The organism is Krasilnikoviella flava (genome assembly GCF_900167525.1).
Taxonomy (GTDB): Bacteria; Actinomycetota; Actinomycetes; order Actinomycetales; family Cellulomonadaceae; genus Isoptericola; species Isoptericola flavus.
In genome coordinates this window covers 359,902-383,285 of the sequence record NZ_FUZQ01000002.1, presented here as the reverse complement: position 1 = coordinate 383,285, position 23,384 = coordinate 359,902, and the positions used below count along the sequence as shown (strand labels likewise).

General features: G+C 74.1%; 19 protein-coding genes. 9 read left to right on the top strand and 10 right to left on the bottom strand.

The features are described from left to right. Positions 1–3: 3 nt before the first annotated feature. Positions 4–1,215 carry a ThiF family adenylyltransferase gene (locus B5Y66_RS06430; RefSeq protein WP_079572601.1) on the bottom strand — a complete coding sequence of 404 codons (1,212 nt, stop codon included), beginning with the start codon at positions 1,213–1,215 and terminating at the stop codon, positions 4–6. Further along, positions 1,212–1,637, bottom strand: a complete 426-nt coding sequence (locus B5Y66_RS06425; RefSeq protein ID WP_079572599.1) for a DUF3817 domain-containing protein — start codon at positions 1,635–1,637, stop codon at positions 1,212–1,214. The genes B5Y66_RS06430 and B5Y66_RS06425 overlap by 4 nt, the downstream gene beginning before the upstream one ends. A 75-nt stretch (positions 1,638–1,712) precedes the next feature. Here B5Y66_RS06425 and B5Y66_RS06420 point away from each other — a divergent pair, with 75 nt between their 5' ends. Together B5Y66_RS06420 and B5Y66_RS06415 are read left to right on the top strand one after the other, a co-directional pair. After that, positions 1,713–3,488, top strand: a complete 1,776-nt coding sequence (locus B5Y66_RS06420; protein WP_322788691.1) for an ABC transporter ATP-binding protein — start codon at positions 1,713–1,715, stop codon at positions 3,486–3,488. Continuing rightward, entirely contained in the window at positions 3,485–5,239 is a 1,755-nt protein-coding gene (locus tag B5Y66_RS06415; RefSeq protein WP_079572597.1) for an ABC transporter ATP-binding protein, read from the top strand. The genes B5Y66_RS06420 and B5Y66_RS06415 overlap by 4 nt, the downstream gene beginning before the upstream one ends. Before the next feature lie 43 nt (positions 5,240–5,282). Here B5Y66_RS06415 and B5Y66_RS06410 read toward each other — a convergent pair whose 3' ends face one another. The 3 genes from B5Y66_RS06410 to B5Y66_RS06400 all read right to left on the bottom strand — a co-directional run bounded on the left by B5Y66_RS06410 (position 5,283) and on the right by B5Y66_RS06400 (position 8,039). Beyond that, positions 5,283–6,149 (bottom strand): hypothetical protein, encoded by an 867-nt coding sequence (locus B5Y66_RS06410; protein ID WP_139820762.1) that lies wholly within the window; start codon positions 6,147–6,149, stop codon positions 5,283–5,285. 263 nt (positions 6,150–6,412) lie between these two features. Beyond that, entirely contained in the window at positions 6,413–7,027 is a 615-nt protein-coding gene (locus tag B5Y66_RS06405) for a GyrI-like domain-containing protein (RefSeq protein ID WP_079572593.1), read from the bottom strand. Between the two features lie 112 nt (positions 7,028–7,139). Continuing rightward, positions 7,140–8,039, bottom strand: a complete 900-nt coding sequence (locus B5Y66_RS06400; protein WP_245806962.1) for an SURF1 family protein — start codon at positions 8,037–8,039, stop codon at positions 7,140–7,142. A gap of 169 nt (positions 8,040–8,208) precedes the next feature. On the opposite strand from B5Y66_RS06400, the gene B5Y66_RS06395 reads away from it, so the two are divergent. Genes B5Y66_RS06395 through B5Y66_RS06385 form a run of 3 tightly spaced genes read left to right on the top strand, consistent with a single transcriptional unit; the run spans position 8,209 to position 14,153 of the window. Next, positions 8,209–10,704, top strand: coding sequence for a phosphoketolase family protein (locus tag B5Y66_RS06395; protein ID WP_079572589.1), 2,496 nt, complete (start codon positions 8,209–8,211; stop codon positions 10,702–10,704). Between the two features lie 30 nt (positions 10,705–10,734). Next, positions 10,735–12,882, top strand: coding sequence for a phosphate acetyltransferase (gene pta, locus B5Y66_RS06390; RefSeq protein ID WP_079572587.1), 2,148 nt, complete (start codon positions 10,735–10,737; stop codon positions 12,880–12,882). Beyond that, positions 12,879–14,153 (top strand): acetate/propionate family kinase, encoded by a 1,275-nt coding sequence (locus B5Y66_RS06385; protein ID WP_079572585.1) that lies wholly within the window; start codon positions 12,879–12,881, stop codon positions 14,151–14,153. Before pta ends, B5Y66_RS06385 begins: the two co-directional genes overlap by 4 nt. A gap of 27 nt (positions 14,154–14,180) precedes the next feature. Here B5Y66_RS06385 and B5Y66_RS06380 read toward each other — a convergent pair whose 3' ends face one another. Next, complete coding sequence (locus B5Y66_RS06380; protein ID WP_079572583.1) at positions 14,181–15,563, bottom strand: GntP family permease; 1,383 nt, start codon at positions 15,561–15,563, stop codon at positions 14,181–14,183. A gap of 75 nt (positions 15,564–15,638) precedes the next feature. Further along, the gene (locus B5Y66_RS06375; RefSeq protein ID WP_139820761.1) at positions 15,639–16,193 is read right to left on the bottom strand and encodes a gluconokinase; all 555 of its coding nucleotides are present in this window, start codon (positions 16,191–16,193) and stop codon (positions 15,639–15,641) included. 170 nt (positions 16,194–16,363) lie between these two features. Here B5Y66_RS06375 and B5Y66_RS06370 point away from each other — a divergent pair, with 170 nt between their 5' ends. The 4 genes from B5Y66_RS06370 to B5Y66_RS06355 are packed head-to-tail and all read left to right on the top strand — an operon-like array spanning position 16,364 to position 20,034. After that, positions 16,364–17,089 carry a FadR/GntR family transcriptional regulator gene (locus B5Y66_RS06370; RefSeq protein WP_079572579.1) on the top strand — a complete coding sequence of 242 codons (726 nt, stop codon included), beginning with the start codon at positions 16,364–16,366 and terminating at the stop codon, positions 17,087–17,089. An 11-nt stretch (positions 17,090–17,100) separates the two neighbouring features. Then, positions 17,101–18,423 (top strand): carboxylesterase family protein, encoded by a 1,323-nt coding sequence (locus tag B5Y66_RS06365; RefSeq protein WP_079572576.1) that lies wholly within the window; start codon positions 17,101–17,103, stop codon positions 18,421–18,423. After that, on the top strand, positions 18,420–19,361 hold the full coding sequence (locus B5Y66_RS06360; RefSeq protein WP_079572574.1) for a DUF4031 domain-containing protein: 942 nt from the start codon (positions 18,420–18,422) through the stop codon (positions 19,359–19,361). The genes B5Y66_RS06365 and B5Y66_RS06360 overlap by 4 nt, the downstream gene beginning before the upstream one ends. Before the next feature lie 16 nt (positions 19,362–19,377). Continuing rightward, positions 19,378–20,034: a SanA/YdcF family protein gene (locus B5Y66_RS06355; protein WP_176168797.1), complete on the top strand. Its 657-nt coding sequence runs from the start codon at positions 19,378–19,380 to the stop codon at positions 20,032–20,034. A gap of 19 nt (positions 20,035–20,053) precedes the next feature. On the opposite strand, the gene B5Y66_RS06350 is transcribed toward B5Y66_RS06355, so the two are convergent. The 3 genes from B5Y66_RS06350 to B5Y66_RS06340 all read right to left on the bottom strand — a co-directional run bounded on the left by B5Y66_RS06350 (position 20,054) and on the right by B5Y66_RS06340 (position 23,370). Then, positions 20,054–21,676: a succinic semialdehyde dehydrogenase gene (locus tag B5Y66_RS06350; protein WP_079573260.1), complete on the bottom strand. Its 1,623-nt coding sequence runs from the start codon at positions 21,674–21,676 to the stop codon at positions 20,054–20,056. Positions 21,677–21,778: 102 nt separating this feature from the next. Further along, positions 21,779–22,249, bottom strand: coding sequence for a GNAT family acetyltransferase (locus B5Y66_RS06345; RefSeq protein ID WP_079572570.1), 471 nt, complete (start codon positions 22,247–22,249; stop codon positions 21,779–21,781). Further along, a complete protein-coding gene (locus B5Y66_RS06340; RefSeq protein WP_079572568.1) occupies positions 22,246–23,370 on the bottom strand; it encodes a GuaB3 family IMP dehydrogenase-related protein in 1,125 nt (374 codons plus the stop codon). The genes B5Y66_RS06345 and B5Y66_RS06340 overlap by 4 nt, the downstream gene beginning before the upstream one ends. Positions 23,371–23,384 lie beyond the last annotated feature (14 nt).

The window sequence follows — 23,384 nt, the reverse complement described above, 5'->3', positions numbered from 1 at the left end:
CGGTCAGACGGCGAGGAGCAGCGCGGGGGCGCCGCCCTCGACGGAGCGGGCGTCGACGCCGGCGGCGCGGGCGACGTCGGCCACGCGGGCCGAGCGGACACCGGCGGCGCAGACCAGCAGCACGGGACGGTCGGTCGGCAGCTCCGCACGCGCGACGTCGGCGCCGTCAGGCCCGAAGAACGTGCCGCTCGGCACGAGGCGCGCCCCGGCCACGGGCAGGGCCTGTGCCTCCCAGTCCTCGCGGACGTCGACGAGGGCCACCGGAGCGTCGCCCGCGAGCAGCACGGCGGCGTCGGGCGCGGTCATGCTGGCGGGGCCGAGCCCGGCGGTGGCGCCGGCGGGGTCCCCGGCGGCCGACGGCGCGGGCAGGCCGCAGAACGCGGCGTACGCGGCGTCGTCGGCGAGCAGCGCGCTGACGGGCTCGCGCGTCGGGTCCGGGCGGACGGTGAGCTGGCGCCACGAGAGCTCGAGGGCGTCGTAGACGGCGATGCGACCGAGCAGCGTGGTGCCCGCGCCGGTGATCAGCTTGACCGCCTCGGTGGCCATCACCGAGCCGACCGTGCCGCACAGCGCGCCGAGCACGCCGCCGGTGGCGCAGTCGGGCACGGTGCCGGGCGGCGGGGGCACCGGAAAGACGTCGCGGTAGGTGACGCCGCGCTCGCGGGGCCCGTCCGCAGGCCGGGGGGCGCCCCAGAAGACGGCGACCTGGCCGTCGAACTGATGGATGGCGCCCCACACCACGGGCACGCCGAGGACCTCGGCCGCGTCGGAGACGAGGTAGCGGGTGGGGAAGTTGTCCGCGCCGTCGAGCACGACGTCGTACCCGCCCACGACGTCCAGAGCGTTCTCGGGGGTGAGTCGCACCGCATGGGCCACGACGTCGACGTCGGGGGCGAGGTCGGCGAGCCGGTCGCGGGCCGACTCGACCTTGGGCCGGCCGAGGTCGGCGGTGCCGTGCACCACCTGGCGCTGCAGGTTGGAGAGGTCCACGACGTCGTCGTCCACGACGCCGAGCGTGCCGACCCCCGCCGCCGCGAGGTACTGCAGGGCCGGGCTGCCCAGGCCGCCGGCCCCGACGACGAGCACGCGCGCGGCCGCGAGCCGGCGCTGCCCCTCGGCCCCGACTCCCGGCAGCGGCAGGTGCCGGGCGTACCGGGCGAGCCGCGCGGGGTCCAGCTCCGGGCCGGGAGCGACGAGGGGGGCGAGCGACGTCATGCCGCGTACCGCTCCTCGAGCGCGCCGAGCTTCGTGTCGGCGTCGGCGTGCACCCGCTTCTCGAGGATGAACGACATCACCGGCACCACGCCGGCGAACACCATCGTGGCGAGACGACCGAAGCCCCAGCGCATCTTGGACCACAGGTCGAGCACCGTGACGAGGTACACCACGTAGATCCAGCCGTGCGCGAACGGCACCCAGCCCAGGTAGTCGATGACGACGTCGACCGGCACCACGTACTTGAAGAACAGCTCGACGCACAGGATCAGCAGCATCACACCGGTGAGGATCGCCATGAACCGGTACCGCTTGAGGGCGCCGCGCGCCTTGCGGATGGCGGTCTCGGCCTGGGCCTGGCTCGCGCCGCCGGCGGGGGTCGGCGAGGGCTGCGGGGCGGGGGTCTGCTGCGGCGTGCTCACCCCAGCATCGTAGGCGCGAAACGATGCGGTTATTCCGTGGCCCGGTGTCGGCGGTCGTTCGTAGGCTGGATCCTCGTGCGCCCCCTTCCCCTGCCCGACGTGGGCAACCCCCCTCTGACGTCCCCCGCCCGGCTGCTCGCCTGGCAGGGCTGGCGGCAGCGCGACGTGCTCGCGAAGTCCCTGGTGGCGGGCGTGGTGGCGATGCTCGCGTCCGCCACGGCGCCGCTGCTCATCGGTCGCGCCATCGACGAGGGGCTGACGCAGGGCTTCGGCCCCGAGCTGTTCGTGTGGTGCGGCGCCATGCTCGGCGCGGCCGCCGTGATCGTCGTCGCCGGCATCTTCAACCACATCTGGGACGTCGAGAACTGGGTGCGCGCGTCCCTGTCGTTCTCGCAGCTCGTCGGCTACAAGTCCTCGCGTGCGGGGCACGCGATCACCCGCAAGCTGCCCACCGGCGAGGTCGTCTCCGCCGTCGCGAACGACGCGCTGCGCGTGGGCGACATGTTCTCCATGGCCGGCCGGTTCACCGGCGGCGTGCTGGCGTACGTCGTCGTCGTGGCGATCATGCTGTCGCAGCACGTGCAGCTCGGCCTGGTGCTGGCGCTCGGCATCCCGGCGGTGGCGGCCGTGCTCGCTCTGCTGGTGAAGCCGCTGCAGTCGCGCCAGACGACGCAGCGCGAGGCCACCGGTCGGCTCACGTCGCTCGGCGCGGACACCGTCTCCGGCCTGCGCATCCTGCGCGGCATCGGCGGCGAGGACGAGTTCGCCGCCCGCTACGCGCGCCAGTCCCAGGAGGTGCGCCACCAGGGCGTGCGCGTCGCCGTGCTGCAGTCGGTGCTCGACGGGCTCCAGGTGCTGCTGCCCGGCCTGCTCGCCGCGCTCGTGCTGTGGCTCGGCGCCCGTGCGGCCGTGCGCGGCGAGATCACCAGCGGCCAGCTCGTGACGTTCTACGGCTACGCCGCGTTCCTCGCGTGGCCGGTCCAGATGGCCACGCAGATGCTGCAGATGGTCATCCGTGCCGTCATCTCCTCGCGCAAGATCCTCGACGTCCTGCGGGTCACCGAGGCCACGCCGTCCGCGGGGGCCTCGACCGACGCGCCGCCCGCCGGCGCCGAGCTCGCCGACGAGGCCAGCGGCCTGGTGCTGCGCGCCGGCCGGGTGGTCGGGCTGGTCAGCGCGGACCCGGACGCCTCGGCGCGGGTCGCGACGCGGCTCGGGCGGCTCGACGACGAAGCCGAGACCGGCACGCCGGTGCGGCTCGGCGGCGTGCTGCTGGCCGACCTCGACAAGGAGGCCCTGCGCCACCGCGTCGTCGTCTCCGAGGCGACGCCGCACCTGTTCTCCGGTGTGCTGGGCGAGGCGCTCGACGCGCGCGGCCGGGCCACCGAGGCGGACCTGATGGCCGCGATGGTCACCGCGGACGCGCACGACGTGCTCGACAGCGTCCCCGGCGGCCTCACCGGCGAGCTGCCCGAGAAGGGCCGCTCCCTGTCGGGCGGCCAGCGGCAGCGCGTCGCGCTGGCGCGCGCCCTGCTCACCGAGCCCGAGATCCTCGTGCTCGTGGAGCCCACCAGCGCCGTCGACGCCCACACCGAGGCGCGGATCGCGGAGCGGGTGGCGCAGGTCCGCCGCGGCCGCACGACGCTCGTCGTCACCGCCAGCCCGCTCGTGCTCGACCACCTGGACGAGGTCGTGCTGCTCGACGACGACGCCACCGCCGTCACCAGCGGCACGCACGCCGAGCTGCTGGCCCGCCACGACGTCCACGGCGCCGCGTACCGCGCCGTCGTCGGTCGCAGCATGGCCGAGGACGAGACCGCCGACACCGACCTGGAAGGAGCGGCACGATGAGCGACACGACCAACCCGAACCTGCTGCCCATCGCCGACCGCGCCGAGGTCAACCGCACGGTGGGACGGCTGTTCCGCCGCCACCGCGGTCAGCTCGGCGGCGTCGCGGTGCTGCACACGCTCGCCGCGCTGGCCGGCCTGGCGGGGCCGTTCCTGCTCGGCCGGATCATCGACGACGTCGCCGACGGCACCACGATCTCCGCCGTCGACACGCTCGCGCTGGTCCTGGTCGGCGCCGTCGTGGCGCAGGCCGTCATCACCCGGTACGCCCAGCGCCTGTCCATGGTCTTCGGCGAGCGGGTCTTCGCGGACCTTCGCGAGGAGTTCATGGACACCGTCACGCGGCTGCCGCTGTCCACCGTGGAGAAGGCCGGCACGGGCGACCTCGTCGCGCGCACCACCAACGACGTCAACAAGCTGCAGCACGCCGTGCGCTTCGGCGTGCCGCGCGTGCTGGTGTGCGTCGTGACGATCGCGCTCACCCTGGTCGCGTCGTTCCTGGCGAGCCCTCTGGTGGCGCTCGGCCTGCTCACCGGCGTCCCGCTGATCGCCGTGGCGACCCGCTGGTACCTCAAGCGGGCGACACCGGGCTACCTGCGCGAGTCCGCCGCGTACGCCACGATCAACGGCTCCATCACGGAGGCCGTCGAGGGCGCCCGCACCACCGACGCCCTCCACCTCGGCGCGCGCATCCGGCGCCGGATCGACCGCGACCTGCGCGAGGCGTTCGACGCCGAGTCCTACACCCTGGGCCTGCGGCTGCGGCTCATCCCCTCGCTGGACGCCGCGGTCGCGATCGCGCCGATCGTCGTCATCCTGTGGGGCGGCTGGCTCGTGTCGCAGGACGTGACCACGGTGGGCACGGTCGCGACCATCGCGATGTACGGGCACCAGATGGGCGGCCCGGTGTTCGACCTCGTGTTCTGGCTCGACGAGCTGCAGGTCGCCGTGGTCGCGCTCGCGCGCGTCGTCGGCGTCGGCCTCGTCGGCCCGGACCGCACGGCGGGCACGGCCGTCCCGACGTCGGAGGACGTGCGCGCCCGGTCCGTGCGGTACGCGTACCGCGAGGGTCACGACGTGCTGCACGGCATCGACCTCGACCTCGCGCCCGGCGAGCGGCTGGCCGTCGTCGGCCCGTCCGGCGCGGGCAAGTCGACCCTCGGCCGCATGCTCGCGGGCATCCACCCGCCCACCGGCGGGTCGGTCACCGTGGGCGACGTGCCGCTCGTCGAGCTGCCCCTGGAGGACCTGCGCCACCACGTCGCGCTGGTCACCCAGGAGCACCACGTGTTCGTCGGATCGCTGGCCGAGAACCTGCGTCTGGCCGACACGTCGGCCACCGACGACGCCCTGTGGGGTGCGCTCGGGGCGGTCGACGCCGTGTCGTGGGCCGCGGCACTGCCCGACGGGCTCGAGACCGCGGTCGGCTCGGGCGGGCACACGCTCACGCCCGCCCAGGCGCAGCAGGTCGCGCTCGCGCGGCTCGTGCTGCTCGACCCGCACACGCTCGTGCTCGACGAGGCCACGTCGCTGCTCGACCCGCGCGCGGCCCGCCACCTGGAGCGGTCGCTCAACGCGGTGCTCACCGGACGCACGGTGGTCGCCATCGCGCACCGCCTGCACACCGCGCACGACGCCGACCGCGTGGCCGTGGTCGACGGCGGCCGCATCACCGAGATCGGCCCGCACGACGACCTGGTCGCCGCCGGCGGCGACTACGCCAAGCTCTGGCACAGCTGGCAGCACGAGTAGCCCGTCCACGCCGGCCGAAGCATCGAGCGTGCTGAATTGATCCTCATACCCAGGGTTTGGGGATCAATTCAGCACGCTCGATGTCGAAGACGGCACCCTCAGGCACCGGACGGCGACGCCAGCCGGCGGACTGGAGCATCGACCGGACCTCTGCCGCGAGTCGTCCGCTGCGCGCCTCGCCCCCGCTGAACCTCCGCACCAGCGTGCGGCGGGTGTCGAGCAGGTTCTGCCGCCTGCGGTCCTCGAAGAGTGCGTCCGGCCGGGTGTGCACCTCTGCACCGTCGACCTCCACGATCACCAGCGTGCCGTCGGGAAGCACCCACGCGAGGTCGACGCGTGCCCGCCACCCACGCCCGACGACCCACAGCTGCACGGCGTCGGGCGGGCAGCCCAGGTCGAGACACGTGATTCGGGCCCAGGTCTCCGCGGGCGACTCCGCCCTGTGATCGGAGTCCTCCCACCACGCCCAGCTCATGCGGGCACCGCGCCGACCCGTCGCCCGTCCCCGGGCAACAGCCAGACCGCGTTCGTCGACCAGCCCTTGGTGCCAGGCCGAGTCGATCATCGCGACCGCGTCCAGACGCGACAGACCCGGGACCGCGAGCGCCAACGAGTCCCGCAAGGGAGCGCACAGGATGCCGTCCACCTCGATCGGGGCGGTGACGAGGATCCTGCGCACTCGAACGAGGCCGGCCGCCGCCCGCGGCCGCGCCTTGGGCACGGCCACCTCCGGCACGACGTCGACGGGCGCCCCGTGCACCCCCTGCAGCACCAGCGAGCAGACGCCGACGGCGATCCCGCCTGGATGCGCCAGTGGCCCGAGCAGCGACGCGCGTCGTCGACGGAGGTCGTACGACTCCGACACCGTCGAGGCGCGGACCGAACCGGTGTCCAGGACCCCGCGCGTCACCGTTTCCCACTCCTTGCGGTCCAGGCGACGCATGACCTGCCCGCGTGTCATCCCGAAGGCCAGGCACTGCCGCAAGGCCACGAGCCCAGCCTGGCGACGAGCGCGTTCCAGCAGCTCGGGTGGCACAGGGGCCGCGGGCCGGGACATGGGACCAGAACACCAGGGCCAGCTCCTCCGACTGTCCACCCATCCACAGGATGTGATCGAGCGTGCTGATTTGTTCCTCAAACCGGCGGTTTGAGGAACAAATCAGCACGCTCGATTCACCTCTGGGGCCCCACGGGCTGGCGGACGACGGTGCGCCACTTCTGCGGGTCGACACGGCGGGCGTCGGAGAGGTAGATCTCGTGGTGCGTGCCGGCCAGGGCCCGCCCCTCCGCCTCGACGAACGCGTGCAGCGCCTCGACGGTCGGCCCCTCGGTGGCGAACGGACCGAGGTGCAGCACCTGCGCCGCCTCGCCGTCGCCGAAGCGCTCCAGCCGCACCAGCTCGCCGGCAGGCAGCTCCTTCTCGCGGGCCACCGACGCGACGACGGCCGGGGAGTCCACCTGTTCGACGGCATCGGGCAGGCTGATCATCATCGTCCAGCGCCACTCGTCCTTCGCCTCGACGCTGAAGGTGCGCAGGTCGTCGGACCACCACAGGCCCTCGAGCGGCATCACGGTGTAGGCGTCACCCGTCGCCTGCTTGACGGCGGCCCGGAGCGCGTACGCGAGCGGGTACAGCGTCTCGACCGCCTCCCGGTAAGCAGGCACGGTGTTCGGGTCCCCCGTGCCGTCGACCATGAGGAACGGTCGGGACGGGACGGCCACGAGCGCGGGCGTCGTCGTCGCGCGGTAGTGGAGCCGCGGCTCGCGCTTCAGGTCGATGGTCGTCATGACAAGAGCCTGGCAGCCCGCGCCGACACAGGCTGCCGCATCGAGCGTGCTGACTTGATCCTCAAAGCGGCGGTTTGGGGATCAAGTCAGCACGCTCGATGCCGAAGAGGGCTCAGCCGGGCAGGCCCGCGATGCCGGAGCCGACCGGGTCGTCGGAGTCGTCCTGCGTGCGACCGCGCCGCGTGCCCACCGCCTCGTCGCGCACCAGCCGCACCCACAGCGCCACGGCGAAGAGCCCGAAGACCCACCACTGCAGCGCGTAGAACAGGTTCTGCAGGTTGACGCCGTCGCTGCCCTCGAGCACGGGGCGCGGCAGCGCCGCGGGTCCGCCGTCGTCCGTCGCGGTCTGGGCCGGGTCGGACGACGTGAGCACGACGTAGCCGGAGTAAATCGGCCCGCCCCAGGAGTTGGCCAGCGACCCGGTCGAGATCGAGTCGGTCAGCGGCGGGCCGTCGGGGTTGTCGGGCAGCGGCTCGCTGCCCTCCAGCACCGACTCCGAGGCCTGCAGCCACCCGGTCACGCGCACCTCGCCGGCGGGCACGTCGAGCGCGGCGTCCCCGGGCGTGGGCGAGTCGACCCAGCCCCGCACGACGGGCAGGACGGGGGCACCGGACAGGCTCGCCCACGACGCGCCGCCCGTGCCGTCGTCGGCGACCCGCAGCGGGGTGAGCACCAGGTAGCCGGCGCGGCCGTCGAGCGAGCGCCCGGCGACGAGCATCTGGTCGTCGGGCTCGTACTCCCCCGTGACCCACGCCTCGGTGCCGACCAGCTCGCCCGGGAACGAGGTCTGCGGCGGCAGCAGGTCGCCCAGCGCCTCCGGGCCCTGCGCCGCCTGCTCGGTCGCCGCCTGCTCGGCGGCGAGCTCGGCCCGCAGGTAGGCACGGTCCAGCTGCCACACGCCGAGCCGCCCGCACACGGCGGCGGCGAGCAGGAACAGGAGCAGGATCCCGATCATGCGAGGCTGGAGGGCCACCGCCCAGAACGGCCTGCGGGCGGGCTGGGGGCTGGGCACGGCACCACCGTAATCGTCCCCGGCCGCGGGCCAGGAATCCGGCTGCCGGCGGCACCTGACGGACCGCCAGATCGACGTCACGCCGCTGACCTCGCGGGTCGTGCTGCGCCGGGCTCCCGGGTGCGATGGAATGAGGTCGCCGGCCTTCCCCGAGCCACAGGAGCGTGTGATGAGCACCACGACCACCCCGACCGTCACCCCCACGCCGTGGCGCAGCGGTGACGGCACCGAGCTCTCGGCCGAGTCGATCGACCGGCTCGACCGGTGGTGGCGGGCGGCGAACTACCTGTCGGTGGGCCAGATCTACCTCCTGGACAACCCCCTGCTGCGCGAGCCGCTCACCCGCGACCACGTCAAGCCGCGCCTGCTGGGCCACTGGGGCACGACGCCGGGCCTGAACTTCCTGTACGCCCACCTCAACCGGGCGATCAAGGAGCGCGAGCAGTCCACGATCTACGTGGCCGGCCCGGGGCACGGCGGCCCGGGCCTGGTGGCGAACTCCTACCTCGAGGGCACGTACTCCGAGACCTACTCGGACGTCACGCAGGACGACGAGGGCCTGCGCCGCCTGTTCCGGCAGTTCTCCTTCCCCGGCGGCATCCCGTCGCACGTCGCGCCGGAGACGCCGGGCTCCATCCATGAGGGCGGCGAGCTCGGCTACGCGCTCAGCCACGCGTACGGCGCGGCGTTCGACAACCCCGACCTGCTGGTCGCGGCCGTGGTCGGCGACGGCGAGGCCGAGACCGGCCCGCTCGCCACGAGCTGGCACTCGAACAAGTTCGTCAACCCGCACAACGACGGCGTCGTGCTACCGATCCTGCACCTCAACGGGTACAAGATCGCCAACCCCACGGTGCTGGCGCGCATCAGCGACGACGAGCTGCGCGACCTCATGATCGGCTACGGGCACACGCCCTACTTCTTCGTCGGCGGGTTCGACGGCGAGGACCACGCGCAGGTGCACCGCCGGTTCGCGCAGCTCCTCGACGAGGTGCTCGACCACATCGCCCGCATCAAGGCGGAGGCCGCGGCGGGCAACGACGAGCGGCCCGCCTGGCCGATGATCGTCTTCCGCACCCCGAAGGGCTGGACGTGCCCGCCCGTCATCGACGGCAAGAAGACGGAGGACTCGTGGCGGGCCCACCAGGTGCCCCTCGCGAGCGCCCGGGACACCCCGGAGCACCTCGAGGTGCTGCGCGGCTGGCTCGAGTCGTACCGGGCCGACGAGCTCTTCGACGACCACGGCAGGCTCATCGACGAGATCGCCGGCCAGGCCCCGACGGGCGAGCTGCGGATGAGCGCCAACCCGCACACCAACGGGGGCCTGCTGCTCAAGGACCTGCGCCTGCCGGACTTCCGCGACTACGGGGTGGACGTCACCGCCCCCGGCGGCGCCGTCGCGGAGGCGACGCGCGTGCTGGGCCAGTGGCTCACCGACGTCGTCCGCCTCAACCCCGACAACTTCCGCATCTTCGGCCCGGACGAGACGGCGTCGAACCGCCTGCAGTCGGTCTACGAGGTCACCGACAAGCAGTGGAACGCGGACTTCTTCGGGCCCGACGTCGACGAGCACCTCGCCCGCGCGGGCCGCGTCATGGAGATGCTCAGCGAGCACCAGTGCCAGGGCTGGCTCGAGGGCTACCTGCTCACCGGGCGGCACGGCCTGTTCACCAGCTACGAGGCCTTCATCCACATCGTCGACTCGATGTTCAACCAGCACGCCAAGTGGCTGAAGGTGACGAACGACATCCCGTGGCGGCGGCCGGTGGCCAGCCTGAACTACCTCCTGTCGAGCCACGTGTGGCGCCAGGACCACAACGGCTTCAGCCACCAGGACCCGGGCTTCATCGACCACGTCGTGAACAAGAAGGCCGAGATCGTCCGGGTGTACCTGCCGCCGGACGCCAACACCCTGCTGAGCACCTACGACCACATCCTGCGCTCGCGCCAGTACGTGAACGTCGTGGTGGCGGGCAAGCAGCCGGCGCCCCAGTTCCTCACCATGGAGCAGGCCATCGCGCACTGCACCCGCGGCCTGGGCATCTGGGAGTGGGCGGGCACCGAGGTCGAGGGCCATGACCCGGACGTCGTGCTCGGCGCCGCGGGCGACGTGCCCACGCTCGAGGTGCTGGCGGCGGCGGACATCCTGCGCCGCCGCATCCCCGACCTCAAGGTCCGGGTGGTGAACGTCGTGGACCTCATGCGGATGCAGGACGAGAAGGAGCACCCGCACGGCCTGTCCGACAAGGACTTCGACACGCTGTTCACGGCCGACAGGCCGGTGATCTTCAACTACCACGGCTACCCGTGGCTCATCCACCGCCTCACGTACCGGCGCACCAACCACGCCAACATCCACGTGCGCGGGTACAAGGAGGAGGGCACCACCACGACGCCCTTCGACATGGCGATGCTCAACGACATCGACCGCTTCCACCTCGTGGTCGACGTCATCGACCGCGTGCCGGCCCTGCGCTCGCGGTACGCGGGCCTGCGCCAGGAGATGGTCGACGCCCGCCTCGCGGCCCGGCAGTACACGCGCGAGCACGGCGAGGACATCCCCGAGGTGCGCGACTGGGTGTGGCCGGACTCGGGCGACACGGCGACCGAGCAGGGCGGGCCGCAGTACGACGCCTCCGCCGCCACGGGCGGCGACAACGAATGACAGGTGACGACGAATGACAGGTGACGCCGCGTGACCGGTACGTCCCGCTCCCTCTACATCGCCTCCCCCGAGGGCGAGACCGGCAAGTCGACGGTCGCGCTGGGCGTCCTGGACCTCCTGGTCCGGCAGGTCTCCCGCGTCGGGGTGTTCCGGGCCGTCTCCCGGGTGCCGTCGCCGCCGGCGTCGGACGCGGGGGGCGACGCCCCCCGCGACCACGTCCTCGAGATGCTGCTGCAGCACGACGGCGTCGACCTCTCGTACGAGGACGCCGTCGGCGTCACCTACGACGACGTGCACGCGGACCCGGAGGCCGCGCTCGCCCTCATCCTCGACCGCTACCACGCGGTGGCGGAACAGTGCGACGCCGTGGTGGTCGTCGGCACCGACTACACCGACGTCGCGGGCGCCACGGAGCTGGCCTTCAACGCGCGCGTGGCGGCCAACCTGGGCGCCCCGGTGCTGCTCGTGGCCTCGGGCCGCGAGCGCTCGCCGGACGACGTCCGCGCCCTGGTGCGGCTCAGCCTGTCCGAGCTGCGCGCGAACCACGCGCAGCCCGTGGGCGTCGTCGTGAACCGGTGCCCCCCGCGCGTGCTCGCCGCGGGCGCCCCCGCGCTGGTCGGCGACCTCGACCTGCCCGTGTGGACGATCCCCGAGGAACCGTTCCTGCACGCGCCCACGGTCGGCCGCCTGGCCGAGGCCGTGGAGGGCACGCTCATGCTCGGCGACCCCGACCTGCTGGGCCGCGAGGCGCTCGAGGTCATCGTCGGGGCGATGTCGTTCGAGCACGTGCTCGACCACCTCTCCGACGGCGCGGTCGTCATCCTGCCCGGCGACCGCTCGGACGTGCTGCTCGGGCTGCTGTCCGCGCACTCGGCCGCCACGTTCCCGTCGCTGGCGGGCATCGTGCTCACCGGCGGCTACGTGCCGCGCGGGGTGATCGCGCAGCTGCTCTCGGCGCTCGGCCCCCGCGTGCCGGTGGTCGCCACCGCGCTCGACACGTTCCAGGCGGCCCGGCGCGCGGCGGAGACGCACGGCTACGTCACCGTCGCCTCGACGCGGAAGGTCGACGTCGCGCGCGCCCTGTTCGAGCAGCACGTGGACGGCACGGCCCTCCTGGCCCGCCTGGACCTGCCGCGCACGCGCATCGTCACGCCGCTGATGTTCGAGTACGAGCTCATCGAGCGGGCGCGCGGCGACCGGCGGCGCGTGGTGCTGCCCGAGGGGGAGGACGACCGGATCCTGCGGGCCGCCTCCACCGTGCTGGCCCGGGGCATCGCGGACCTCGTGATCCTGGGCGACGAGGCGTCGATCCGGGCGCGGGCCGCCGAGCTGGGCCTCGACATCGCCGCCGCCACGGTGCTCGCCCCCACCGACCCCGAGCACGTCGAGCTCTTCGCCGCGGAGTACGCGAAGCTCCGCGCGCACAAGGGGATGACGGTGGAGCGCGCCCGCGAGATCGTCACCGACGTGTCCTACTTCGGCACGATGATGGTGCACCTCGGCCTCGCCGACGGGATGGTCTCGGGCGCCGCGCACACGACGGCGCACACCATCCGGCCGTCGTTCGAGATCGTCAAGACGCAGCCGGGCGTCTCCGTGGTGTCGTCGGTGTTCCTCATGTGCCTGCAGGACCGGGTGCTGGTGTACGGCGACTGCGCGGTGATCCCGGACCCGACGGCGGAGCAGCTCGCCGACATCGCCATCTCGTCGTCCGCGACGGCGGCGCAGTTCGGCGTCGACCCGAAGGTCGCGATGCTCTCCTACTCCACCGGCACGTCGGGCTCGGGCGCGGACGTCGACAAGGTGCGCACCGCCACCGGGCTGGTCCGCGAGCGCCGCCCCGACCTGTCGGTGGAGGGTCCGATCCAGTACGACGCCGCCGTGGATGCGTCGGTCGCGAAGTCGAAGCTGCCGGAGTCGGTGGTGGCGGGTCAGGCGACGGTCTTCGTCTTCCCCGACCTCAACACCGGCAACAACACCTACAAGGCCGTGCAGCGCTCGGCCGGCGCCGTCGCCGTCGGCCCGGTGCTGCAGGGGCTCAACAAGCCGGTGAACGACCTGTCGCGCGGCGCCCTCGTGGCCGACATCGTCAACACCGTCGCCATCACCGCGATCCAGGCGCAGGCCATGTCGCCGGGCAAGGCGTCGCCGACCGACCCGCAGGAGGCATCCGCATGAGCATCGTCCCCGAGGCCGAGCGGCCCAACCCTTACAGCGCGTACGGCGCGCACGGGTCCGTGCTGGTGCTCAACTCGGGCTCGTCGTCACTCAAGTACCAGCTGGTCAACCCCGTGGGCGGGGAGGCGATCGCGGCGGGCACGATCGAGCGCATCGGCGAGCCGTCGGGCATCGTCACGCACACGTTCGCCGGGAACAAGACGCGCCGCGAGCTCGAGGTGCCGGACCACGGCGAGGCGCTCCGCATCGCGCTGGGGATGTTCGACGAGATCGGCCCGCGGCTCGCCGGCGCCGGCATCTACGCCGTCGGCCACCGGGTGGTGCACGGCGGCGCGGAGTTCTCGGGCCCGGTCGTGGTGGACGACGACGTCGTGGCGCGCATCGACGCCCTGGTGCCGCTCGCCCCGCTGCACAACCCGGCCAACGTGCAGGGCATCCGCGTGGCGCGCGAGCTGCTGTCCGACGTCCCGCACGTCGCCGTCTTCGACACCGCGTTCTTCTCCGCCCTGCCCGCCGAGGCGTACACGTACGCGATCGACCGCGACGTGGCCGCGACCTACGACGTGCGCCGGTACGGCTTCCACGGCACCAGCCACCAGTACGTGGCCGGCAAGGTGGCGCGGGTGCTGGGCCGCCGCGTGCAGGACCTGCACACGATCGTGCTGCACCTGGGCAACGGGGCGTCCGCGTCGGCCGTGGCCGGCGGCGTGCCGATCGACACCTCCATGGGGCTCACGCCGCTGGAGGGCCTGGTCATGGGCACGCGGTCCGGCGACATCGACCCGGCCGTCGTCTTCCACCTGGCCCGCAACGCGGGGATGGGCATCGACGAGCTCGACACGCTGCTCAACAAGCGCTCGGGGATGCTCGGCCTGTCGGGCGTGAACGACTTCCGCGAGCTGCGGCGCCTCATCGACGACGGCGACGAGGCGGCCGCGCTCGCGTTCGACGTGTACATCCACCGCCTGAAGAAGTACGTGGGCGCCTACGCCGCCCTGCTGGGGCGCGTGGACGTCGTCGCGTTCACGGCGGGGGTCGGCGAGAACGACGCGCGCGTGCGGGCCGCGGTCTGCGAGGGCCTGGAGGGCATGGGCATCGCCGTCGACCCCGGGCGCAACACCGCCTCGGCCGGCGGGGAGCGCATCGTCTCCCCCGACTGGACCTCCACGCTGGTCATGGTGATCCCCACCATGGAGGAGCTCGCCATCGCCCGGCAGTCCGTCGAGGCCGTGGAGCACCTGCGGCCCTCGTCGTCGGTCACGGCGGGCTGACCCGGGCAGGGCGCCCGCCGCTCAGGCTCAGGCCAGCGCGAACGCCAGGCACGCGATCGCGAAACCCATGACCCCGATCGCCGTCTCCATGACGGTCCACGTGCGCAGGGTGGTCTTCACGTCCATGTCGAAGAACCGGCCCACGAGCCAGAACCCCGAGTCGTTGACGTGGCTCAGCACCACGGACCCGGCCGCCACGGCGACGACGATCGCGGCCGTCGCGAGCTGGCTGAAGTCGCCCGCCGCCACGGCCGGGGCGATGAGCCCGGCCGCGGTGGTGAGGGCCACGGTGGCGGAGCCCTGCGCCACGCGCAGCACGGCGGCGATGACGAACCCGGCCACGATGACGGGGAGCCCCATGTCGGCCAGGACGTCGGCGAGCGCGTCGCCGATGCCCGACGCCCGCAGCACGCCGCCGAACATGCCGCCGGCGCCGGTGATGAGGATGACGGAGCAGACGGGACCCAGCGCGGAGTCGAGCGTCTGCTCGAGCACGGTGCCCTCGATGCCGCGGCGACGGCCGAGCGCCCAGGCCGCCACCAGGACGGAGATCAGCAGCGCGACCGGCGTCGAGCCGACGACGCCTGCCCAGGTCACGACGGGGCTCTCGGCGGAGACCCAGCCCGCGGACACCGCGGTCTCGAGCCCGGTGTTGGCGAAGATGAGCACGAGCGGGAGCAGCAGGATGCCGACGACCGTGCCGAAGCGCGGCGGGTTGGCGATCTGCGCGGCGTCGGCGCGGCCGAGGATCGCGGGCACAGGGAGCTCGAACCGGCGGCCGGCGAACCTGCCGAAGAGGTACGCGGTCACGTACCAGGTGGGGATCGCCACGATCAGCCCGAGGAGCAGGACCATGCCGACGTTCGCCCCGAGGAACTCGGACGCGGCGACCGGGCCCGGGTGAGGCGGCACGTAGATGTGCATCACCGAGAACGCGCCGGCCACGGGCAGGCCGTACAGCAGCAGCGACCCGCCGAGGCGGTGGGCCACCGCGAACACGATCGGCAGCATCACCACGAGGCCGGCGTCGAAGAAGATGGGGAAACCGAAGATCAGGGACGCGACGCCGAGCGCCAGCGGGGCCCGCTTCTCGCCGAAGCGGGCGATGAGCACGTCGGTCATCACCTTGGCGCCGCCGCTGGTCTCGATCAGCCGGCCGAGCATCGCGCCCAGCCCGACGAGGAGGGCCACGGACGCGAGGGTGGAGCCGAAGCCGTCCAGCAGCACGTCGAGCACACCGCCGCTGGGCAGCCCGGCGGCCACCGCGGTGAGCAGGCTGACGAGCACGAGCGCGAGGAACGCGTGCAGGCGCACCTTGATGATGAGGAAGAGCAGGAGCGCGACGGCTCCCGCGGCGATGGCGAGCAGCGGCCCGGCCGTGAGGGTCTGGGTCCAGTCGTCTGTGGGCATGGCGAAGTCCTCGTCGACGGTCGTTCGGATGGGGATGTCAGGGGTGCTGCGGAGCGCCGTGGGCGACCGAGACGGTCAGGCCCGGGCGGTCAGCCAGGCGAGCACGGAGTCGATGATCGCCTCCGGTGCGGCGGCGACGTCGACCGTGAGGCCGTCCTCGTCGCCCTCGAGCGGCTCGAGCGTGGCCAGCTGGGACGGCAGGAGCGCGGTGGGCATGAAGTGCCCGCTGCGGTGCGCCATCCGGTCGGCGAGGAGCTCGGGGCTGCCGTCGAGGTGGACGAAGCGCACGCGACCGTGCGCGCCGCGCAGCACGTCCCGGTAGGACCGCTTGAGCGCCGAGCAGGTGATGACGGCGGACCTGCCGGCGTCGGTCTCCCCGGTCAGCCAGTCGCGGATCGAGGCGAGCCAGGGCGCGCGGTCGGCGTCCGTGAGGGGGGTGCCGGCCGACATCTTGTCGATGTTGGCCTGGGGGTGGAACTCGTCCGCCTCGGCGACGTCGAGGCCGAGGCGCGCGGCGAGCATCCCGGCGGTCGTGGTCTTGCCCGAGCCCGCGACGCCCATGACGACGAGGTGCCCGGTGACCGGCGGCCGCGGCGTGCCCGCGACACGAGCGTCACCGGTGGCGTTCATGACGACAGTGTCCATGTCGACTTCCCTGTTCGGTCGGCGACCCGCCGTCGGACGGGCCCCGCGGCGACTGCTGCGTCACCGCGTCGACCGAGCATGCCTCATTGGTACTACCTTTGACAACACTGGTCACACCAATCGCTGGAGCCACGGCACGTCGATAGGCTCCGCCCATGTCGTCACCGTCCCTGCACGCCGGAGTGCTCGACGCGCTCGGCCTCGCGATCACCAGCGGAGACTTCCCGGTGGGCACCCCCCTGACCCTCGACGGGATCGGGGCCGAGCACGGCGTCTCCCGGACGGTGGCACGCGAGGTGATGCGCATGCTCGAAGGGCTCGGGATGGTGCGCTCGCGTCGCCGGGTCGGCCTCGTGGTGCTCGGCATCGAGGACTGGAACGTCCTCGACCCCCGCGTGATCCGGTGGCGGCTGCAAGGACCCGGGCGCGACGCCCAGCTGCGCAGCCTCACCGAGCTGAGGCACGCCGTCGAGCCGCTCGCCGCCGCCGGTGCCGCCCGCCACGCCAGCCCCCAGGTGCGCGGCGAGCTCGTCGACCTCGCCCGCCGGATGCGGACCCTCGGCGAGGCCGGCGACCTCACCGAGTTCCTCGCCCTCGACGTCCGTATGCACGAGCTGCTGCTGCGCTCCAGCGGCAACGAGATGTTCGGCCCGCTGGCCGACGTCGTCGCCGAGGTCCTCGCCGGGCGGACGCACCTCGGCCTCATGCCGCCCTCCCCCGCGCCCGAGGCGCTCGACCAGCACGAGGCCGTCGCGCGGGCGGTCGCCGAGCACGACCCCGACGCGGCCGAGGCCGCCATGGCCGCGATCGTCGGCGAGGTGCGACGGGCCCTCGGCGCCCTGCCGCCCGCCCACGAGGACCGGCCCGCTCCCCGGGGCTAGTCTCGACGGCGATGCTGCACTTCACGCCACCCTGCGGGCCTGTCCTCGGCTGGGCGGACGGCGACGTCCGTCGCGCCACCGGCATCCCGTACGCGCGGGCGGACCGCTTTGCCCGGCCCGCGCCCGTCGAGGACCGGACCGCACCGTTCGAGGCGACCTCCTGGTCCCCCGCCTGCCCGCAGGCGCCGGTACCGTTCCTCGACGCCGTGCTGGGCGCCGCCGGGGCCGGGACCGCCGTCGACGAGCACTGCCAGCAGCTGTCGGTGACGATGCCCGCCGACCTGCCCGCCGACCAGCGGCTGCCGGTCATGGTGTGGCTCCACGGCGGCTCGTACACCTCCGGCGCGGGCGACGTGCCGATCATGGACCCGCGGCCGCTGGTGGCCGAGCAACGGGTGGTGGTCGTGACGGTCACCTACCGGCTCGGCCTGTTCGGGTACCTGGGCGACGGCCGGGAGCGCCCCGCCAACCTCGGGCTGCTCGACCAGCTCGAGGCGCTGCGCTGGGTGCGGCGCAACATCGCCGCATTCGGCGGCGACCCCGCCCGGGTGACGCTGTTCGGGCAGTCCGCCGGGGGCGACGCCGTGGCGCACCTGCTGGCCGTCCCGGCCGCCGCCGCGCTGGTCGACCGCGCGATCGTGCAGAGCGCGCCGCTCGGCATCTCGCGCGGGCGGGCCCGGATGAACGCCGCGATGGCGCGCGCCGCCGCCGGGGTCTCCGCGCGGACGCCGGTCGACGACGTCGTGGCCGCCGGGGCGCGGGTCGCGCGGGTGGCGAGGGGGTTCGGCCTGCGCGCCGCGATGCCGTTCGGCACGCAGTACGGACACGACCCGCTGCCGCCCGAGGACGAGATCGAGGCCGCGTGGGACGCCGCCGCCCCGCACGTCGCGCTGCTCGTCGGGAGCACCGCGGAGGAGGCGCGGCTGTTCGTGCCCCAGATCCCCACGATCCGTCGCGTCGCGGCGCTGCCCGTCGTCGGCCCGTGGGCGCGGCGCGCGATGGTGGCCGCCGTCACCGCGGGGGTCTACGGCCGGCCGGCACGCCGGTTCGCCGCCCGCCACGCGGCCGCCGGCGGCACGGCCTACCGGTACGTGGTGACGTGGGCCGCGCCGGGCGGCCCGTGGGGCGCCGCGCACACCGTCGACCTCCCGCTGCTCTTCGGTGACGAGAAGGCCTGGGCGGGGGCGGCGCTCCTGGGCGGCGTCCGCTGGGAGGACCTCCAGCACGCCGCCCGCCGGGTGCGCGCCGTCTGGGGCGCGTTCGCGCGGGGCGAGGACCTCGGCGACCGCGGCGAGGTCCCCGGCGCTCTCGACTACCGCCGGGTCGGCCGATGACGATCTGGCTCGACCCGCCCGCGTGGCCCGCGCACGGCACGCTCTGGTCCCACCTCGTCTCCGACACGTCGCTGCACGAGCTGCGGTCGTTCGCCCGCGCCCAGGGCGTCGGCGACCGGGCGTTCGACCTCGACCACTACGACGTGCCCGCCGACCGCCACGACGACCTGGTGGCTGCCGGGGCCGTGCCCGTGAGCGGCGGCGAGCTGTCCCGCCGCCTCGCCGGCTCCGTCCTGCGGGTGCCGGGATGGGAGCGACGGCGCGCCTCCCGCGACGCCCTGCTCGTGCGGTGGGTGGCGCTGTGGGAGCCCGGCGAGGGCGCCCGCGCCGCCGTCGCCGCCACCGGGCGGGATCTCGTGGACCGCTGGCGCGAGCCCCACCGCGTCTACCACTCGCGGCTGCACCTGGCGGACTCGCTCGACGCCCTGGAGCGGCTCGTCGCGGACGGCGCCCCCGGCTCCGCCTGGCACGCCGCCGTCGCGCTGTGGTTCCACGACGCCGTGCACGACGGCGAGGCGGGGCGCGACGAGGAGCGCTCGGCGGCGCTGGTCGACGAGCTGCTCGGGCCGCTCACCGAGCACGCGCGCCGCGCCGGCCCGGGGGGAACGCTCACGGCGGACGACCGTGCCGAGGTGGCGCGGCTGGTGCTCGTGACCTCCGCCCACGACCCGGCGACCCCGGACGCTTCGGGCGCGCTCGTCAGCGACGCGGACCTCGCGATCCTCGGGGCCGCCCCCGGCCGGTACGCCCGCTACACCGCGCAGGTGCGCGCCGAGTACGGGCACGTGCCGGACGACGCGTTCCGCGCCGGCCGGGCCGCGGTCCTCGACCAGCTCGCCGGCCTGCCCCACCTGTTCCGCTCGCCCGCGGCGGCGGGCCGCTGGGCCGAGGCCGCCGGGCGAAACCTGCGCGCCGAGCGCGCCACCCTGGCCCCCTGACGCGAGGTTGCGGGACGTGACCCCGACGACGCCCGCCACCGGACGGGGGCCCGCCCACCGCGGGCGCCGTCGCCGCGTGCTCCGCCTGTCCGCCGCGACCGCCGGCGCGCTCGCCCTCGCGGTCCTGGTCCCGGTCGCGTGGGTGCAGGCCACCGGCCAGGCCCGGGTGCGGCCCGCGGTGGAGTCCGTCGACCCGGTGGACGCGATCCTCGTGCTCGGCGCGGGGCTGCGGCCCGACGGCACGCCGTCCCCCTACCTGCGCCGCCGGCTGGACGCGGCGGCCGAGCTGTACGCCGCCGGCGTCGCGGACCGGGTGGTGCTCAGCGGCGACGGACAGCCCCGACCGGACGGCACCCCCTACGACGAGCCCGCGTCGATGCGGGCGTGGATCCTCGGGCGCGGGGTGCCCGACTCCGCGCTCAGCCTGGACCGCGAAGGCCTGGACACCACGGCGTCGTGCCACCGCACCGCCGAGCTCACGGGGGCACGCACGGCCGTCGTCGTCACGCAGGACTACCACCTGCGCCGCGCCCTCTTCAGCTGCGCCCGCGCCGGCCTGGACGCCCAGGGGGTGGGCGTCTCGTCCGCCAGCGCGACGCCGCGGCTCTGGGTGTGGTGGCACGTGCGCGAGGTGCCCGCGTCGTGGCGCGCGGCCGTGCGCGAGCTCGTCTGACGGGACGCGCCGACCCGGCTCAGGGCAGCCGCAGCCGCCGCATCATCCCTAGCGCCACGGACAGCACGCGGCTCGGCGTCTCGCCGCCGAGCGCGTACAGGGTGTCGAGGGACGCCCCGAACCGGGCCCCGCGCTGCACGGCGACGGTCTGCACCTCGGTGACGGCCTCGATGCCCTCGCGGCCGTGGCGGCGCCCCTGTCCGGAGGCCTTGAAACCGCCCATCGGCGCGCCCGCGGACCCCCAGGCGGAGGCGTACCCGTCGTTGATCACGACGGTGCCGGACTGCACGCGCGCCGCCAGCCGCCTGGCTCGCGCCACGTCGGTGGACCAGATGCTCGCGTTGAGGCCGAACTCGGTGTCGTTCATGACGCGCACCGCCTCGTCGTCGGACCCCACCCGCGTCACCGCGACCACCGGGCCGAACGTCTCCTCGCGGGAGCACAGCGCGTCCTCGGGGACGCCGTCCAGCACCGTCGGCGCGTAGAAGTACGGGCCGACGTCCGAGCGGTGCACCCCGCCGACGACCGCGCGGGCGCCCTTGGCGAGGGCGTCGTCGACGTGCCGTGTCACGCGCTCGAGCTGCGCGGCGGAGACCAGCGAGCCCATGTCCGCGGTGTAGTCGAGCCCCGTGCCCAGCACGAGGTCGCGCACGGCGGCGGCGAACCGGTCGAGGAACGCGTCCGCGATCCGCTCGTGCAGCACCAGCCGCTCGATGGACATGCAGAGCTGACCGGAGTTGGAGAAGCAGGCGCGCACCACGCCGGGCACGGCCGAGTCCAGGTCCGCGTCGGCCGCGACGTACAGCGGGTTCTTGCCGCCCAGCTCGAGCGTCGTGCCGATCAGCCGCTCTCCCGCGCGGGCCGCCACCTTGCGCCCCGTCGCCGTCGAACCGGTGAACGCGATGTGGTCCACCCGGTCCACGAGAGCCGCGCCGATGCCGCCGCCGCCGGCGACGACGAGGAACAGGTCGTCCGGCAGCCCGGCTTCCTGCAGCAGCTCGGCGACCCAGAGCGCCGACAGGGTGGTCTGCGGGTCCGGCTTGAGCACCACCGCGTTGCCCGCGAGCAGCGCGGGCACGGCCTCGGAGAGCACCAGGGACAGGGGGTAGTTCCACGGCGCGATCGCGCCGACCACGCCCACGGGGCGGCGGTGCACGCGCACGCCCGTGAGGACCGGCAGCATGCCGGGCACGCGACGCTCGCCGAGGTATCCCGGGCCGCGCACGGCGTAGTGCCGGCACGCCATCGCGACGTCGGCGACCTCCTCGAACGCGCTGCGCCGCGCCTTGCCCGACTCCATCTGGATGAGGTCGAGGATCTCCGACTGACGCTCGAGCACCAGCGTGCCGAGGCGGTCGAACACGGCGGTGCGCTCGCGGAGCGTCGTGCGCGCCCACCCGGCCTGCGCGGACCGCGCGCGCGCCACGGCGGACGCCACGTCCTCGGGAGACGACAGCGGAAAGGCGGCCAGCGGCGCGCCCGTGAAGGGGAGCGTCGAGCGGTGCGTCCCGACGGCGTGGGACGTGACGATCCGCCGGGTCAGCGGCTCCACGACGTCGGGCTCCAGGACATAGGTGGCGGCGGGCAGCTCGGGGTCGAGAAGTTCCCCGAGAGCGCCTTCGCCCTCGTGCGCGGTGGACATGGCCGCCACCCTAGCCCCGCCGGACGACAGCGCGGGCACCGTCGTCCCCAGGTCGGCCGGCCGTTCGCTCTCAGCACGACCGGGAACGATCCCGGGCGAGCGTCAGAGGTCGCGTCCCAGGACGACGCACTCGGAGTCGGTGTACCCCAGCGAGTCGTAGAAGCCCAGGACCCGCTCGTTCCCGTGCCGCACCATGAGCCGCACCTTGCGCACGCCTTGGTGGCGCAGCCAGCCCTCGGCCGCGCCCATCGCGGCACGACCCAGCCCGCCCCGCTGCGCCTCCGGGCTCACGGCCAGGTAGTAGACCCACCCGCGGTGGCCGTCGTAGCCGACCACGGCGGACGCCACCACGCCGCCCTCGCCCACGCCGACCAGGACGGCCGACGTCGGGTTGCTCCGGGCGTCGGCGACGTCGAGCCGCGGGTCGTTCCACGGCCGCGTCAGCCCGCAGGCCTCCCACAGCGCCACGAGCTGCTCGACGTCGCCGTCCTCGGCCTCGCGGAACCTCACGTCGGCGGGGACCGCCGGGGCCACGAGGGCTTCGACCGGCTCCACCAGCGGACGTCCGCTCACCGCGGCTGGTACGGGGACACGACGACCTCGACGCGCTGGAACTCCTTGAGGTCGGAGTAGCCGGTCGTGGCCATGGCGCGGCGCAGGGCGCCGACGAGGTTCAGGGTGCCGTCGGCGGAGCCGCTCGGCCCGAACAGGACCTGCTCGAGGGTGCCCGCGGTGCCGACCTCGACGCGCTCGCCGCGCGGCAGCGCCGGGTGGTGGGCCTCCGGGCCCCAGTGCCAGCCCCGGCCCGGCGCCTCCTCGGCGCGGGCGAGCGCGGCGCCGAGCATGACGGCGTCCGCGCCGCAGGCGACGGCCTTGACGATGTCGCCGGACCGGCCCACGCCGCCGTCCGCGATGACGTGGACGTACCGGCCGCCCGACTCGTCGAGGTAGTCGCGGCGGGCCGCGGCGACGTCGGAGACGGCCGTGGCCATGGGGGCGTGGATGCCGAGGCCGACCCGGGTGGTGTGGGCGGCGCCGCCGCCGAAGCCGACGAGGACGCCGGCCGCGCCGGTCCGCATCAGGTGCAGTGCGGCCGTGTAGGTGGACGCGCCGCCGACGACGACGGGCACGTCGAGCTCGTAGATGAACCGCTTGAGGTTGAGGGGCTCGGCGTTGCCGGAGACGTGCTCCGCGGACACCGTGGTGCCGCGGATGACGAACAGGTCGACGCCGGCGTCGACCACCGTCTGGTAGTGCTCCTGCGTGCGCTGCGGGGACAGGGCGCCCGCGACGGTCACGCCCGCGGCGCGGATCTCCTTGAGGCGCTGGGTGATGAGCTCGGGCTTGATCGGCTCGGCGTAGATCTCCTGCATGCGCTGGGTCGCGCGCTCGGCGGGCAGGTCGCGGATCTCGGCCAGCAGCCGCTCGGGCGACTCGTACCGCGTCCACAGGCCCTCGAGGTCGAGGACGCCGAGGCCGCCGTGGTCACCGAGCGCCACGGCCGTGGCGGGGCTCATCACGGAGTCCATCGGCGCGGCCAGGATCGGCAGATCGAAATGGTAGGCGTCGATCTGCCACTCCACGGAGACGTCCTTCGGGTCGCGCGTGCGCCGCGAGGGCACGATCGCGATGTCGTCGAAGGAGTATGCGCGGCGGCCGCGCTTTCCGCGCCCGATCTCGATCTCGTTGCTCACCCGCCCAGCGTACC